12 protein-coding genes and 1 pseudogene are annotated in these 15,767 nt (G+C 69.0%); 8 read left to right on the top strand and 5 right to left on the bottom strand.

What is annotated here, in order from left to right; translation table 11 throughout:
- Positions 1-65 precede the first annotated feature (65 nt).
- The gene (locus SPR02S_RS18305) at positions 66-1,535 is read right to left on the bottom strand and encodes a hypothetical protein (protein ID WP_245607577.1); all 1,470 of its coding nucleotides are present in this window, start codon (positions 1,533-1,535) and stop codon (positions 66-68) included.
- Between the two features lie 217 nt (positions 1,536-1,752).
- On the opposite strand from SPR02S_RS18305, the gene SPR02S_RS18300 reads away from it, so the two are divergent.
- The 3 genes from SPR02S_RS18300 to SPR02S_RS18290 all read left to right on the top strand — a co-directional run bounded on the left by SPR02S_RS18300 (position 1,753) and on the right by SPR02S_RS18290 (position 4,468).
- Positions 1,753-3,069, top strand: a complete 1,317-nt coding sequence (locus tag SPR02S_RS18300) for a glycoside hydrolase family 18 protein (RefSeq protein ID WP_373283329.1) — start codon at positions 1,753-1,755, stop codon at positions 3,067-3,069.
- A 98-nt stretch (positions 3,070-3,167) separates the two neighbouring features.
- Positions 3,168-3,455: a hypothetical protein gene (locus SPR02S_RS18295; protein WP_019058440.1), complete on the top strand. Its 288-nt coding sequence runs from the start codon at positions 3,168-3,170 to the stop codon at positions 3,453-3,455.
- Positions 3,452-4,468, top strand: a complete 1,017-nt coding sequence (locus SPR02S_RS18290) for a phosphotransferase family protein (RefSeq protein WP_026150662.1) — start codon at positions 3,452-3,454, stop codon at positions 4,466-4,468. The genes SPR02S_RS18295 and SPR02S_RS18290 overlap by 4 nt, the downstream gene beginning before the upstream one ends.
- Positions 4,469-4,969: 501 nt before the next feature.
- Here the strand turns inward: SPR02S_RS18290 and SPR02S_RS18285 are convergent.
- Genes SPR02S_RS18285 through SPR02S_RS18270 form a run of 4 tightly spaced genes read right to left on the bottom strand, consistent with a single transcriptional unit; the run spans position 4,970 to position 8,853 of the window.
- Positions 4,970-5,740: a succinate dehydrogenase/fumarate reductase iron-sulfur subunit gene (locus tag SPR02S_RS18285; RefSeq protein ID WP_019058438.1), complete on the bottom strand. Its 771-nt coding sequence runs from the start codon at positions 5,738-5,740 to the stop codon at positions 4,970-4,972.
- Entirely contained in the window at positions 5,737-7,704 is a 1,968-nt protein-coding gene (locus SPR02S_RS18280) for a fumarate reductase/succinate dehydrogenase flavoprotein subunit (protein WP_019058437.1), read from the bottom strand. Before SPR02S_RS18280 ends, SPR02S_RS18285 begins: the two co-directional genes overlap by 4 nt.
- 18 nt (positions 7,705-7,722) lie before the next feature.
- On the bottom strand, positions 7,723-8,544 hold the full coding sequence (sdhC, locus tag SPR02S_RS18275) for a succinate dehydrogenase subunit SdhC (RefSeq protein ID WP_019058436.1): 822 nt from the start codon (positions 8,542-8,544) through the stop codon (positions 7,723-7,725).
- A gap of 18 nt (positions 8,545-8,562) precedes the next feature.
- On the bottom strand, positions 8,563-8,853 hold the full coding sequence (locus SPR02S_RS18270) for an Rv0250c family protein (protein WP_019058435.1): 291 nt from the start codon (positions 8,851-8,853) through the stop codon (positions 8,563-8,565).
- A 292-nt stretch (positions 8,854-9,145) separates the two neighbouring features.
- Here SPR02S_RS18270 and SPR02S_RS18265 point away from each other — a divergent pair, with 292 nt between their 5' ends.
- The 5 genes and pseudogenes from SPR02S_RS18265 to SPR02S_RS61735 all read left to right on the top strand — a co-directional run bounded on the left by SPR02S_RS18265 (position 9,146) and on the right by SPR02S_RS61735 (position 15,665).
- Positions 9,146-11,335 carry an ABC transporter family substrate-binding protein gene (locus tag SPR02S_RS18265; RefSeq protein WP_019058434.1) on the top strand — a complete coding sequence of 730 codons (2,190 nt, stop codon included), beginning with the start codon at positions 9,146-9,148 and terminating at the stop codon, positions 11,333-11,335.
- A gap of 167 nt (positions 11,336-11,502) precedes the next feature.
- Positions 11,503-12,102 carry a hypothetical protein gene (locus SPR02S_RS18260; protein WP_019058433.1) on the top strand — a complete coding sequence of 200 codons (600 nt, stop codon included), beginning with the start codon at positions 11,503-11,505 and terminating at the stop codon, positions 12,100-12,102.
- Positions 12,103-12,255: 153 nt separating this feature from the next.
- Complete coding sequence (typA, locus tag SPR02S_RS18255; protein WP_019058432.1) at positions 12,256-14,163, top strand: translational GTPase TypA; 1,908 nt, start codon at positions 12,256-12,258, stop codon at positions 14,161-14,163.
- A 251-nt stretch (positions 14,164-14,414) separates the two neighbouring features.
- On the top strand, positions 14,415-15,011 hold the full coding sequence (locus tag SPR02S_RS18250) for a hypothetical protein (protein WP_158697839.1): 597 nt from the start codon (positions 14,415-14,417) through the stop codon (positions 15,009-15,011).
- A 320-nt stretch (positions 15,012-15,331) separates the two neighbouring features.
- Positions 15,332-15,665 (top strand): annotated as a pseudogene (locus SPR02S_RS61735) (ATP-binding protein).
- Positions 15,666-15,767: the final 102 nt, after the last annotated feature.

The following is a 15,767-nucleotide window of genomic DNA, read 5'->3' as shown; positions in this document are numbered from 1 at the left end:
GGCTCTGACGGTCTGACGGCTTTGGCTGGTCCCGGCGGTGGTGTTCTACGTCGTTCTACGTCGTTCTACGTCGGCGGAACGCCCCGGCGTTTGCGGGTGGCCGGTCCGCCGAAGCAGAGGGGTGGGCCGCCGTCCGGGTCCTCGCCGAGGAGGATTCCGCCGAGGACCGCCCCGCCGACCCCGCTCGTGTGCGCGTCGGCGGCACCGGCGTACGGGTTCCCGTGCACACGGACGTCCTGCTCGGCCAACTCCCGGGCCTCCAGCGCGGGTACGTCCGCCGCGGCGGGGTCGGTGGTGAGCAGCAGCTCCGCTTCGGCCAGCCGGGTGCGGGCTGCCACGCCCACGGCACCCCGGTGCGTCGCGATGAAACCGTCCGCCGAACCGACGTCACTCCGCCCGACGAGCCAGGCGGCGGCGCCGAGGACTCCGTCCCGTGTCCCGCCCAGCGGCCGCAGGGCCTGGACGATGCGGCGCAGGGCGTCGAGGGGGTCGTGGTCGTAGGGGCGGTCTCCGGCCAGTTCTTCTCGTACGGCGGCGAGGGTGGTGTGGGCGTGGGCGAGGTGGGTGTGGAGCGGCCCTGTTGGTGATGTGGCCGTTGCCCTTGCGATGTCGGATTCGGTGCCGGTGAGTGTGGCGGGCACCAACTCGGCGGCGGTGGCGAGTGAGTTGGCGAGCCGGTCGACGTCGTTGAGGAAGACATCGGCCTGACTGATGGCACCCTCGGCGGCGCGGAGGTCGCGTATCGCTTGGCCGGTGTCTCCCAAGTCGGCTGCCTGGCGGGCCTGGTTGAGGTGGGTGGTGGCGAACACGAGCCGGTCCTTGGCCTGTTCGACGTATCCGGTGACGGTGGTGGTCGCGGTTGCCGGGTAGTGAGCGTGGAGGTCGGCGAGTGTGGCGTCCACGCTTCCGGTACGGCCGGCGAGTTCCCGAAACCGCGCCTCTGCGATGCCGAGGGCATTGTTCAACTCCTCTTCCAATGCCCGGAGTTGATCGAAGGCGGGTGCTTCCGTATCGAGCCGCCGCCCGACCTCGGCGCACCGTCCGACGATGCCGGCGAGGGCGTGCCGCCGGGCGGCGTCTTCCTCCGGGACCCCTTGGTCGTAGCGCAGGCGTATCGCGAAGGCGGCGGAGAGCTCGCGCTCGGCGTCCCGCAGGGCCCGCACGAACGGTTCGATGGCCGTGTCCCCGAACCGGGCGTGGACAAAAGCGAGTTCCTCACGGCTGGTGCGCAGGCAGTCGTCGGCCTGGACGAGGGAGGCACCGGCTTGGCGTTCCAGTACGGGGAGTGGGGTGACGGGAGGCTGGGCCGATACGACAGCGACCCCGACACCGGGAGTAGTACGGGTACGGGCCCTACGGGTACGGCGCACATACCCGTACCCCGCGAGTACGCCCACTCCGCCCAGGGCGACGAGGGGGAGGACGAGGTCGGCGGCGGACGTACCCCCCTCGGCGTCCTGCCGCCCCGGCCCGCCCGCGACGGCGACGGCCCCACCGCCGGTGGCCGCAACCGGAACCTCCGCATTGATCGTCATCACCGGCAACACCAGCCACACGACCCCGACGGCCCCACCCAACACGGCATGCGCCACCCGCACGGATATGTGGGAGGTCCCGCGCCGCGGCCGGCCCCGTATCAAGGATGACGTCACATTTCGGAGCGTATGAGCAGGAATGCGGTCGCGCGACCGGGATGGGCCTGGGGTGGGACGTGGGGTGTACGGGGGCGAGTGAGGTGAGGGGTGTGCGGCTATGGGGAGGGGTGACGCGGGGATGGGGCGTGTAGGAGGTACGGGGTCGGGGGTTGGCTCGGGGTCTGGGACTGGCTCGGGGTGGGTGGACGCGGGGGAGGAAGAGGCGAATGGCGAGGCCCGTCCGACGGTCGGAGACGGAGCCGAGCAGAGGGAACGAAGGGTGGGGAAGCGCGGCGGGAGCGAAGCGAGCGGCGCGCCTGCGGCGAGCGGCGCGCCTGCGGCGACCCACCCACCCGAGGTCGCCGACGGTGTCGTACCCCCACAAGGGCCACCCGCACCCGACGACGAAAGTAGTACGGGTGGGCGGGGTGGGAGAACGAAGTGGGTTCGGCGGAGTGTCCTCGCTGTTGTGCTTGCCCTGGTGCTGCCGCTCCTCGGTGCTGAGGTCGCCCTGCGGGTCAATTACGCCGGTGAGCCGGCCGACGGCACGTACACCAGGGATCAGGACGCGATCTGGCTGGGCCATGCGTGGGTGGACGGGCGTAAGACCGACACGGATATCGCGGCGCTCGCCGGGCGGCTGAAAAGCACCGGTATTCGCGACCTGTACGTCCATTCAGGCCCCCTGGAGCACGACGGCACCCTCCCGAAGTCGGACTATCCCAGGGCGGCCTGGTTGATCGAGTCGGTGCACAGGGAACTTCCCGGGGTCCGTATCCAGGCCTGGCTGGGTGACAAGCTCGCCACCGAGAGCCCGGACGGCCTGCGCCTGCAGAACCCCGCGACCCGCACCGCGATCGTCGCCTCGACCCGCCAGATCCTCGCCGCCGGCTTCGAGGGCGCCCACTTCGACCTGGAACCCCTCCACTCCGGCGACGCGAACTACCTCGACCTCCTCGACAGACTCCACGAGGTCACCCAGGCCCACCACGCCCAACTCTCCGTTGCCGCCCACCAGATCGACCCGCTCCCCGCCTTCCACTCCTTCTGGGGCACCGTCACCAACCACCCCAAGTGGTGGTCGCAGGCGTACTTCGGCCAGGTCGCCCGCCGCGTCGACCAGATCGCCGTCATGTCGTACGACACGATGCAACCCCTGCAGAGCCTCTACGGCGGCTACGTCGCCCAGCAGACCTCACTCGCCCTGGAGGTCACCCCGGACTCCACCGACCTCCTCATGGGCCTGCCCTTCTTCCACGAGAACCGCTTCGGTCACCGCGGCGCCGCCGAGACCGTCCCCGCCGCCGTACGCGGCGTACGCCTCGGCCTGTCCCGCACGGACGCGGACCGTACGAACTTCGGTGTCGCCCTGTACGTCGACTTCGCGGCGACGGAGGCGGACTGGACGGCGTACCGGGAGGGCTGGGTGCGGTAGGCGCGCACGCTCAAGTTCCCGGAGAACACCGTGCTGTTCGGAGCTCGGGGTGCGATGATCGGCCCGGTCAGATGGGGTGGGCGACATGGGGGTGGGCGATGGTGTGGACGGTACTGGCCGCGGCGGCCTGTGCGCTGATGGCCGTGAGCGGAGTCGTCGCCGTGACGACCGGCCGTATGCTGCCGACGCTGCAAGGCCGGGTCGTACGGCCCGAGTTGTGGGGTTACGGCCAGCTGGTCTTCGCGTCGGGCATGGCGACCGGGATCTCCCTGCGCTGGTGGGCGAGTTCCCTGGCCTTGGGCGACGCGGGTGCCGCGACGGCGCTCGCCCTGATCGCCCTCGGCGGTGCACTCCAGTGGCGCGCGCAGCGCCCCGCGCTCCGATGACCACCACCCGCAAGACGCTCACCCGCACCGACCTGGCCCCGTTCGCCCACGCCATCGGCCACACGCTGAACGACGTCACCCGCCTCCGGGGCGGTTCGAAGAAGGGCGTCTACCGCCTCACCTTCCAGGACCGTTCGACCGCCGTGGCCTACGTCTGGTCCCCGGACGAGGACCTCTGGGACGCCGGCCCCGGCGACCCCCGCGACCCCTTCTCGCACGCCTCCGGCCTCACCCGCTTCACCGCCGCCGCGAACCGCCTCGCCGCAGCCGGCGTCCGCGCGCCCCGCCTCCTCCACGCCGACCCCACCCACACCCACCTCCCGGCGGACGTGGCGATCGTCGAGGACCTCCCGGGCGGCACCCTGGAGGACCTGCTGAACGGCGACCCGGCCGCCGTACCGAAGGCAAAGGCGAAGGAGGATGCGCTGGAGCGGATGGCGGCTCTCCTCGACACGCTGCACTCCTGCACGGGCCCGAGCTTCGGCAAGGTCGCCGTCGTCGACAACGGCGGTTCCTCGTACGGCGGTTCGTGCGCGGCGGTCGTAGTCGAACGAGCCCTGAGCGACCTCGGCGAACTACCGGCACGCGACCCACGAGCAGCCGCCGCCCACCCCCAACTGGCCGATGGCATAAGGATGTTGGCTGCCCAGGTCAAACCCCGCGCCGAGCCCCCCACCCTCATCCACGGCGAACTCGGCCCCGACCACGTCCGCGTGACCCCCGACGGCGACCTCGCCCTCATCGACATCGAAGGCCTGATGTACTTCGACGTGGAGTGGGAACACGTCTTCCTCCGCCTGCGCTTCGGCCACCACTACGACGCCCTGCGCACCGAAGGCACCGAGGCCCTCGACGCCAACCGCCTGAGCCTCTACCGCCTGGCCATGCACCTCTCCCTCGTGGCCGGCCCCCTTCGCCTCCTGGACGTCGGGGACTTCCACGACCCGGAGTTCATGCGCGGCATCGCGGAACACAACCTCCAGCAGGCGCTCTCCCTCGTGGGGAGGACGTGACCGGCGTCGACGTCTGGGCGGGCGTACGCGAGCGGGTCCTGGCGCTGAGCGCGGCTCCGCACCGGGACAAGGTGTTCGGCGCTCACGAGCATGCCTTCGAGCCGGCAGACGTCCTGACCGGGCAGCGAGTTCGGGCTGCTCCGCCCCGACCCGGAACGCGAGCCCTGACGCCCCGGCACCGAACCACCCGTCGTACGAGACCTGGGAGCGGGAGTACGACACCCTGGACGAACAGCTCGCGGCAGCACCCTCTGTCTGAACCACCAGGGCTGCGGCTACTTCACACTCCACGTCCTCAACGGCCCCCGGAGCGGCACGCGTGGGGAGGCAAGCGATGAGAACCGTCCCGCCGACCGAGACCGCGGCCGGCCTTGGTCGGCATCGCCGCCGCCCGACCTACGAAGAACGCCGCCCGACCTACGAAGAACGCCGCCCGACCTACGAAGAACGCCGCCCGACCTACGAAGAACGCCGCCCGCCCTACGAAGAACGCCGCCCGCCCTACGAAGAACGCCTCCCGATCTTCGACCCCAGCCACACCAGCGGGTCGTACTTCCGGTCAACCGCCCGTTCCTTCAAGGGAATCAGCGCGTTGTCCGTGATGTGGATGCCCTCGGGGCAGACCTCGCTGCAGCACTTGGTGATGTTGCAGTAGCCGAGGCCGTGTTCGTCCTGGGCGGTCTTCTTGCGGTCCAGGCCGGAGTCCGCCGCCGCGTCCAGCGGGTGCATGTCCAACTCCGCGACCCGCATGAGGAATCGGGGGCCGGCGAACGCCGTCTTGTTCTCCTCGTGGTCGCGGACGACATGGCAGGTGTCCTGGCACAGGAAGCACTCGATGCACTTGCGGAACTCCTGCGAGCGGTCGACGTCCTCCTGCATCATCCGGTACTCGCCGGCCGCGACCCCCTCCGGCGGTACGAACGACGGAATCTCCCTGGCCTTCTGGTAGTTGAAGCCGACGTCCGTGACCAGGTCGCGGACCACGGGGAAGGCGCGGAGCGGGGTGACCGTGATCGTCTCCTCGCGGGTGAACACCGACATGCGGGTCATGCACATCAGTCGGGGGCGGCCGTTGACCTCCGCCGAGCACGAACCGCACTTGCCCGCCTTGCAGTTCCAGCGCACGGCGAGGTCGGAGGCCTGGGTTGCCTGGATGCGGTGGATGATGTCCAGGATCACCTCGCCGTCGTTGACCTCGACCTTGAAGTCCTCAAGGTCGCCGCCCTTGACGTCCCCCCGCCACACCTTGAAACGGGCCTCGTAGCTGCTCACTCGTACAGCTCCTCTTCGGCGAGGTACTTGACCAGCTCTTCCTTCTCGAAGAGGGCGAGCAGGTCGGCGCGGATGGGGTCGGTGGTCTCGCGGGTCAGGGAGATCTGGCCGGATACCGGGTCCGCCGCCGCCAACCCGCCGTTGGGATCGGTCAGTTGGCAGATCAGGTTGATGCGGCGCCAGTCGCGGTTCATGCCGGGGTGGTCCTCGCGGGTGTGTCCGCCCCGCGACTCGGTGCGTTCCAGCGCGGCCCGCGCCACGCACTCGCTGACCAGCAGCATGTTCCGCAGATCCAGGGCGAGATGCCAGCCGGGGTTGAACTGCCGGTGACCTTCAACTCCCGCCCTGCGGGCCCGTACCCGAAGATCCGCCAGCTTCTCCAGCGCCCGTTCCATCTCGCCCTCGCGGCGGATGATGCCGACGAGGTCGTTCATGGTCTGCTGGAGTTCCTGGTGGAGGGTGTACGGGTTCTCGGGGGTACGGCCGTTCTCCTGGCCGGGTTCGGGGCCCTCCGCCGAGAAGGGGCGCAGTGCCTCCGCCGCCGCCAGGTCGACCTCCGTGTCGTCCACCAGCGGGCGGCTCTCCGCCAGGTCGGCCGCGTGGTCGGCCGCGTGCCAGCCCGCCCGGCGGCCGAACACCAGCAGGTCGGACAGGGAGTTGCCGCCGAGCCGGTTGGAGCCGTGCATGCCGCCGGCCACCTCACCGGCCGCGAACAGCCCCTCGACCCCGCGTGCCGCCGCCGTGTCCGACTCGACCGCGATGCCGCCCATCACGTAGTGACAGGTCGGCCCGACCTCCATCGCCTCGGCCGTGATGTCGACGTCGGCCAACTCCTTGAACTGGTGGTACATGGACGGGAGTCGGCGCCGGATCACCTCCGCCGGCATCCGCGTCGACACGTCCAGGAAGACCCCGCCGTGCGGTGAGCCGCGGCCCGCCTTCACTTCGGAGTTGATGGCGCGGGCGACCTCGTCGCGGGGGAGCAGTTCGGGGGGACGGCGGTTGTTGTCGGGGTCCTCGTACCAGCGGTCGCCCTCGGCCTCCGACTCGGCGTACTTCTCCTTGAAGACGTCGGGGATGTAGTCGAACATGAACCGCTTGTTCTCGGAGTTGCGCAGCACCCCGCCGTCACCGCGCACCGACTCGGTGACGAGGATGCCCTTCACGGACGGCGGCCAGACCATGCCCGTGGGGTGGAACTGCACGAACTCCATGTTGAGGAGGGGTGCGCCCGCCAGCAGCGCCAGCGCGTGGCCGTCGCCCGTGTACTCCCAGGAATTCGACGTCACCTTGAAGGACTTGCCGATCCCGCCGGTCGCGATCACCACGGAGGGGGCTTCGAGGACCATGAAACGGCCGGTCTCGCGCTCGTAGGCGAAGACACCGGAGACCCGGCCCGCGGCGGAGCCGCTAATGGATGCAGTGTCCTTCAACACCCTTGTGACGGTGCACTCCTGATAGACCTTCAGGCGGGACTCGTAGTCTCCGGTCTCCTTGTAGTCCTCCTGCTGGAGCGACACGATCTTCTGCTGGAGCGTGCGGATCAGCTCAAGTCCCGTACGGTCGCCGACGTGCGCGAGGCGCGGGTACTCGTGGCCGCCGAAGTTGCGCTGCGAGATCCGGCCGTCCTTCGTGCGGTCGAAGAGGGCGCCCCAGGTCTCCAACTCCCATACCCGGTCCGGGGCTTCCTTCGCGTGCAGCTCCGACATGCGCCACTGGTTGAGGAACTTGCCGCCGCGCAGGGTGTCGCGGAAGTGGACCTGCCAGCTGTCGTGGGAGTTGACGTTGCCCATCGCCGCCGCGATGCCGCCCTCGGCCATCACCGTGTGGGCCTTGCCGAACAGCGACTTGCAGATCACCGCCGTACGGGCACCGCGCTCGCGCGCCTCGATGGCGGCCCGGAGGCCCGCGCCACCGGCACCGACCACGACGACGTCCCACTCCTGTCGCTCGACCACGGACATCAGAAAGCCCCTGCCAATCTAAAAGAAGCGCGGATCATTGAAGGCTCCGGAGGCGACCAGGTACACGTAGAAGTCGGCAGCCGCCACGCTGATCAACGACGCCCAGGCGAGCTGCATATGACGGTTGTTCAGTTTCCCGACGAACTTCCAGGCCTTGTAGCGCACGGGATGCTTGGAGAAGTGCTTGAGCTTGCCGCCGACGATGTGCCGGCAGGAGTGGCAGGACAGGGTGTACGCCCAGATCAGCACGATGTTGGCCAGGAAGACGAGGGTGCCGAGGCCCATGTGGCCCCAGTGGTAGTGCTCGTCGCGGAAGGTCAGCACGGTGTCGTACGTCAGCGTGCCCGCCACCAGGAGCGCCGCGTAGAAGAAGTACCGGTGGACGTTCTGCAGGATCAGCGGGAAGCGGGTCTCGCCGCTGTACTTCTTGTGCGGCTCGGCCACCGCGCAGGCCGGGGGCGAGGCCCAGAAGCCGCGGTAGTAGGCCTTGCGGTAGTAGTAGCAGGTCAGGCGGAAGCCGAGCGGGAAGATCAGGATGATGATCGCGGGGGAGATGCCCCACCAGCTCCCGAAGAGGTCGGCGTTCGGGCCCGCGTGCATGGTTCTGCACCGGTCGGCCAGACAGGGCGAGTAGAACGGCGAGACATAGGGCGCCGCGTAGTAGTTCGAGTCCGCGAAGGCCCGCCACGTCGAGTAGACGATGAAGGCCAGCAGTCCGGCGGCGGTGCCGGCCGGGGCCAGCCACCAGCGGTCGGTCCGCAGATGCGGGGCGGCGATCGCGGCGCGCGTACCGGTGTGTACGCCGCCGCTCTTCGGTTGGGGTTCCGTACCAGTGGCCAAGTCAGGACTCCGGTCGGTTCAGGGTGCGTGGCGGTCGTGGGCGCCGAGTCCTTCGTCGTCCGAGTCCGTCCACAGGGTGTTGTCGTAGGGGGTGTCGGGGATGGAGACGAGATCGGGGCGCCGGGGGCGCTCGATCCCTGGTGCGGCGTCGCGCAGCAGCGCGACGCTCTCGCGCAGCCGGTCGGCGTCGGCCTTGACCCTGCGCATTTCCAGGCCGCCGCTGCCGAATTGGTTCTCCAGCCGCCCCACCGACCTGAACAGGTCGTCGAGACAGCGCTGGACTGACGTCAGTTCGTCGTGCACGGACATGACATGACCTCGCTTCCGTGGGCGTCGGCCCTGGACGGCAACGTTCATGCGCCTGCGAGTGTTGCGCGTCACACCTGCCGGTGGGAAGCGGTGTGCACGGATTGGCCGGGGTGCGTTGGTGTGTACGGGGGCAGATTCGAACATTGCGCCGCACGGGTGGGCTTCCCGGCGCCCCTCGCCGTGTCGCCTTTCACGGCCGAACCGTTTCCTCTTCAGTGGCCGCAAAGATCTGATCAGCTCCATATACGCCCAAAAGTGATCAGAAGCCCGCGGCTTACCGGAGGTAGCAGTGATGTCCCACGACGGCGTCAGACTGCGCGCGGTCATGCGCTCGGTCGCCTTCCTCACCGCGGGCGCGCTCGCGGTGCCCACCCTCGCGGCGTGCAGCTCGGACAACGAGTCCGGCAAGCCGCTCGCCGGACAGGACATCGCGCCGGTCGGCCGTGACCTGGTCGCCGACGGCGGCACCCTGAACTGGGCCGTGGACGACGTACCGGAGACCCTCAACACGTTCCAGTCGGACGCCGATGACGCCACCACCCACGTCGCCCAGGCCGTGCTGCCCGCGATGTTCCGGCTCGACGCGCAGGGCCGGCCGCAGCGGGACGCCGACTACCTGGAGTCCGCGAAGGTCGTCGACACCGAGCCCAAGCAGGTCGTCCTCTACAAGCTCGACCAGCGGGCCGTGTGGAGCGACGGCCGCGAGATCGGCGCTGCCGACTTCGCCGCCCAGTGGCGTGCCCTGTCCGGCAAGGACTCCGCGTACTGGACCGCGCGCAACGCCGGCTACGACCGCATCGAGAAGATCGAGCGCGGCGCCAACAACCTCGAGGTCAAGGTCACTTTCAGCAGGCCGTACGCCGACTGGAAGGCGCTGTTCTCGCCGCTGTACCCCAAGGACGTCATGGGCACCCCGGACGCCTTCAACGACGGCGCGCGCCGCAAGCTGAAGGTCACCGCCGGCGCCTTCGGGGTGCAGAAGATCGACCGCAAGGACAAGGAGATCGTCCTCGCCCGCAACCCGCACTGGTGGGGCCGGCCCGCGAAGCTCTCCGAGATCGTGCTGCACGCCGTACCGCTCGACAAGCGGGCCGCCGCGCTCGCCGACGGCACGGTCGACCTGGCCGAGATCGACCCCGCCGACGCGAGCCGTATCGCGCTCGCGGGCCGCGCGAAGGGCACGAACACCCCGCTCCAGGGCGCGAGTTCGAGTCCCACGAGCAAGGACGAGAACAAGAACGAGAGCCGGCAGAAGAAGAAGCTCAGCAAGAAGCAGCGCAAGGCGCTCGCCAAGTACCTGCGCCGGCAGGACGCGTTGCGCGCCTTCACCGTCCGCCGCTCCTTCGAGCCCGCCTACACGCAGCTCGCCCTCAACGGCTCCGAGGGCCCGCTCGCCGACGAGCGCGTCCGGCGCGCGGTGGCCCGCGCGCTCGACCGTACGGCGCTGGCGAAGGTCGTCCTCGCGCCGCTCGGCCTGCCCGCCGTGCCGGTCGGCAGCCACCTCGCGCTCTCCGGGCAGGCCGCGTACGCCGACAACAGCGGCGCGCTCGGCGACCACGACACCACGGAGGCGCAGGCGCTGCTCACCGACGCCGGCTGGGTGCCCGGCGGACCGCTCAAGGACAAGGGCGAGAAGGCCGCCGGCGCCGCGGGCAAGAAGGGCAAGAAGTCCGACGACGAGGCCGAGTCCGAGGGCGGCTCCGACGGGCAGTACATCGTCGGCGAGGACAACAAGGACCCGCAGGACCACACCAAGAAGCACGACAAGGCTTCCGGGCACGGCGGTGACGAGGGCTCCAAGCACCTCGCCGACGGCAAGCAGTACGACGGCCGCAAGGTGAAGCAGGGCGGTGCGCCCGGCGCGTACGCCCCCAAGGGCACGGCCGCCCCCGCCGGCGCGAAGACCGGGGTGCTCGCCAAGGACGGCAAGCCGCTCACCCTGCGCTTCGTGCTCCCGTCCGGCACCGGCTCGGAGTCGCTGAGCGCGGTCGCCGACAACATCTCGCGGATGCTGGAGAAGGTCGGCATCCGCACGGAGATCACCAAGGTCTCCGACGACAGCTACTTCAAGGACCACATCGCGTCCGGCCAGTACGACCTCGCCCTCTACTCCTGGCCCGCCTCCGCCTTCCCGGCCACCGACGCCCGCCCGATCTTCGCCAAGCCGGTCCCGGCCGCGGACGGCTCCCTGAACGTCGAGCAGAACTACACCCGCGTCGGCACCGACCAGGTCGACCAGCTCTTCGACCAGGCCGCCTCGACCCTGGACGAGGACGAGTCCGCCGCCCTGGTCCGCAAGGCCGACGCCCGCATCTGGGCGGCGGCCGGCTCGATCCCCCTCTACCAGCGCCCGCAACTCACCGCCGCCCGCAGGACCGTCGTCAACGCCGGCTCCTTCGGCTTCCAGACCCCGGTCTACGAGGACATGGGCTTCCTGAAGAAGGGGGCGAAGGTGTCGCCGAGCCCGTCGTCCGGGAGCTGACCCGGCCGGAAGCCTCAGAATCACCTCAACTCGCTTGCCCCGCCCGCTGTGCTCGGTCAGAGTGACGCACTCCTGATCACAGCGGGCGTCCTCTTTTCACGAGGACGACGAGAACAGCAGAGGACAACGGGGTGGCCATGTACGGGGGAACACGAAGGACGTCGGCCGTGGGTTTCGCACTCGCGGCGATGGTGTTGGCGACGGCAGGCTGCGGAGCCGTAGCCACCGACGACGGCCGGGCCGCCGCCGGGGCGGCCACGATCTGCACACACGGGACGTACCGGTGGTCCGGTGTCCGGCATTGGCAGGAGGTGACCGCGCTCGCGGACCCGGTCACCTTCCCCAAGGGGACCCAGCACTACGAGTCGACCCTCAAACCCGTCGACGACACCGTCTACCGGGTGGCCGTGTCGCATGTGCCCAAGGGAGTCCCCGCGGCTCGGGTGATCACGGCGCTGGGCGACCGGCTGAACGTGGACGATCCCCTGGCCGACCCGTCGGAGGTGATGCGGCCCGAGACGTCGCAGTTCTTCTCCGACACCGGGGAACTGGAGGGCCCGTACTACGCCTGGGGGTCGATCAGTCTGGTCGAGGCCGATTTCACTTATACCTGCGGGTACACCGTGCCGGTGCGGGGCCATGTGCGGACCTGGGAGACGGTCGGTGTGGGGTTCCTACCCTGCTCCGAGCCCTCGGACGACGTCGCCGGGCACACCGCCGCCCTGCGTCTGTGCCCGGCCGGTTCCCCGGCGGCCCGGCCCGCCTGACCGGTTCCGCCGCCGCCCGTAAGGCCCTGCGGAGGCCCCTTCCCCGTACGCCACGTACGATGGGGTAAGGCCGTGGCGTGTCCAGCCCGGCAGGGTCCGCGTAACACAGACGTACGCGCAGGCCTTCCTCACTCTCCGGGAGTTCGCCGCAATATGGCCACGCGCCACGACATCCGCAACGTCGCCATCGTCGCCCACGTCGACCACGGGAAGACGACCCTCGTCGACGCCATGCTGAAGCAGGCCGGTGCCTTCGCCGCGCACGCCGCCGAATCGCTCGACGACCGAATGATGGACTCGAACGATCTGGAGCGTGAGAAGGGCATCACGATCCTGGCCAAGAACACGGCCGTGAAGTACCACCCGAAGGATGGCGGCGACGTCATCACCATCAACATCATCGACACCCCGGGCCACGCCGACTTCGGTGGCGAGGTCGAGCGCGGTCTGTCGATGGTGGACGCGGTGGTGCTGCTCGTCGACGCGTCCGAGGGCCCGCTGCCCCAGACCCGCTTCGTGCTGCGCAAGGCGCTCCAGCAGCGCCTGCCCGTCATCCTGTGCATCAACAAGACGGACCGCCCGGACTCCCGGATCGACGAGGTCGTCAACGAGACGTACGACCTGTTCCTGGACCTGGACGCGGACGAGGAGCAGATCGAGTTCCCGATCGTCTACGCGTGTGCGCGTGACGGTGTCGCCTCGCTGACCAAGCCCGAGAACGGCACGGTCCCGCAGGACAGCGACAGCCTGGAGCCCTTCTTCACCACGATCCTGTCGCACGTCCCGGCCCCGCAGTTCGACGAGGCCGCCCCGCTCCAGGCGCATGTCACCAACCTGGACGCCGACAACTTCCTCGGCCGTATCGCGCTGCTCCGCGTCGAGCAGGGCGAGCTGCGCAAGGGCCAGACCGTCACGTGGATCAAGCGCGACGGCACCATGTCCAACGTGCGCATCACCGAGCTGCTGATGACCGAGGCGCTCACCCGCAAGCCGGCCGAGATGGCGGGCCCCGGTGACATCTGCGCCGTGGCCGGTATCCCGGACATCATGATCGGCGAGACCCTCGCCGACCCCGAGAACCCGATCGCGCTGCCGCTCATCACGGTCGACGAGCCGGCGATCTCCATGACCATCGGTACGAACACCTCGCCGCTGGTCGGCCGCGGCGGCACCGGCAAGGGCGCCTCCGCGAAGGCGGCCGTCAAGGACCGCAAGGTGACGGCCCGTCAGGTCAAGGACCGCCTGGACCGCGAGCTGGTCGGTAACGTCTCGCTGCGCGTGCTCGACACCGAGCGCCCGGACGCCTGGGAGGTGCAGGGCCGCGGTGAGCTGGCGCTGGCCATCCTGGTCGAGCAGATGCGCCGTGAGGGCTTCGAGCTGACCATCGGCAAGCCGCAGGTCGTCACGCAGATCATCGACGGCAAGGTGCACGAGCCGGTCGAGCGCATGACGATCGACGTGCCCGAGGAGCACATGGGCGCGGTCACGCAGCTCATGGGTGTCCGCAAGGGCCGGATGGACAACATGTCCAACCACGGCTCGGGCTGGGTCCGCCTGGAGTTCGTCGTCCCGTCCCGCGGTCTCATCGGCTTCCGTACCGAGTTCCTGACCGGGACGCGCGGCACGGGTATCGCCCACTCCATCCACGAGGGCCACGAGCCGTGGTTCGGTGTGCTGACGACCCGTAACAACGGTTCGCTGGTCGCCGACCGCGCCGGTGCCGTCACCGCGTTCGCGATGACGAACCTCCAGGAGCGCGGTGTGCTGTTCACCGACCCCGGCACCGAGGTGTACGAGGGCATGATCGTCGGCGAGAACTCGCGCGCCGACGACATGGACGTGAACATCACCAAGGAGAAGAAGCTCACCAACATGCGCTCGGCCGCCGCCGACTCCTTCGAGGCGATCGTGCCGCCGCGCAAGCTCTCCCTGGAGCAGTCCCTGGAGTTCTGCCGCGACGACGAGTGCGTCGAGGTGACCCCGGAGTCCGTCCGGATCCGCAAGGTCGTCCTGGACCAGAAGGAGCGCGGTCGCTCCGCGAGCCGCGCCAAGCACGGCTGAGGCGTCTGACGAAACAGCCTGGCGGGCCGGGGCCTTAATGGCCCCGGCCCGCCAGGCTGAACAGGGTTCCAGCAACCTTGTGGGGGTGGGGTGTCGCGCGGCATTGCTGTCGATAATCGCTCAAGTTTCGCTCAATTTCATTGCAGACGATTCCACGTCGTGGTCGACTCTTGTCCGCGTCTCGTCAATCGACGAAGACGTGGGTATCGGCGGCTGTGCATGCCACAGCTGCCGAACAACGGGGAGTTGTCATGAAGAAGAGGATGGCAATAGCCACCACGGCCACTGGTGTGTTGGCTGCCGCGCTGGTTGCGATTCCAACCAGCCAGGCGAACGCCGGCCCGCTGATCTGTGACCCGGGTACGCGTACCGTGAAGTGGGTCAGTACCGACCACAGCCGGGTGCTCACGCACGATGTGAAGGGCTATGAGAAGGAGTACTCCGGAGGTAGCCGCAAGATCACGAAGACGCTCTCCCACACCAAGACCCTGTCGTCCGGATGGACCGTCAGTGGGGGCAGCTCGGCCGGCTTCTCCTTGGGGAAGGTTCTTGCCAGTCTGGACGCGCACGTCGACGGCAGCTACACCCACACCAAGGGCTCGACCACAACCAAGAGCCTCAGCGTGACCGACACGCTCACGAACAAGGGGCAGTACTGGTTCTACGTAGGCCGGTACAAGGCATCGGGCTACTGGGTCGGATACCGATGCGACCGTGGCACCAAGTGGATCGAGCAGGCGCACGGTACGGCCAAGACGTACGCCGCGATCGTCGACGGGGCCGTGCGATGTGGTGAGAGCGTCAGCAGTAAGAGCATCGCCTACATCGTCAAGAAGCAGTACTGCTGAAGCAGTTACTGACGCACGGCCGGGCCCATAACGTCCGGCAACAGCAAGCCACTTGAAGCCCGGGTCCCCCTCATTGGGGGCACCCGGGTTTTTTTGCAATCTGTGCGCACTTGATCTGGCTGATCTGCACAGAGTCGATGCGGAGAACTCCGCTGCTTCGTGAGCCTTTATGTCTGTCGCCTCGCACGGTGCCTGCGCAGTGCGGTGCCCTGTCGCACCCTGCGGACCGTGAGGCGCCTTCTCGGCGGCAACCCTTCTCCTGTCGCAGCGGCAATGCCTCCCGCGTGAAATCCCCCTTCACCGAACGGAGTTGATGACGCATGCCCGAAGCCTCGGACTACGCCCTCTACATCCGGAACGGCCTCAGAGCCGTCACCATCTGTCGCCGCACCATGCGTCCGATCCTGGCCATGCACGGTCTGATCGGGCTGGTCGCCAATGCCGTACGCCATACCAAGGGGGCCAGCCGCCCTCAGGGTTCGCCGGTCTGCGGAGGGTGCCGTGTGGATCGGGGCGTGGGACGCAGACCCCGAACCGCCGGAGTCGCCAAGGTCGTTGGACCCGGTCGTGGAGACGGAACTGGATCACCTCACGGCCTGGGTCCAGCGCGCGGTCCACGCCGAGGCCGCGGCGGCGCTGTTCTTGGCGGACTGACCCGGCCGAGGCAGGGTTAGGGAAAACCCTCGTTCTCGTCCTGGATCCGTCCAGGCGGATCACACGGCATTAGTCTTCTGCCAGCGCGGGCCCTGTCCGTCA

The sequence above is a fragment of the Streptomyces prunicolor NBRC 13075 genome (assembly GCF_000367365.1).
GTDB classification, from domain to species: Bacteria; Actinomycetota; Actinomycetes; order Streptomycetales; family Streptomycetaceae; genus Streptomyces; species Streptomyces prunicolor.
The sequence above is the reverse complement of the archived record's forward strand: the minus strand, read 5'-3'. Positions and strand labels throughout refer to the sequence as shown.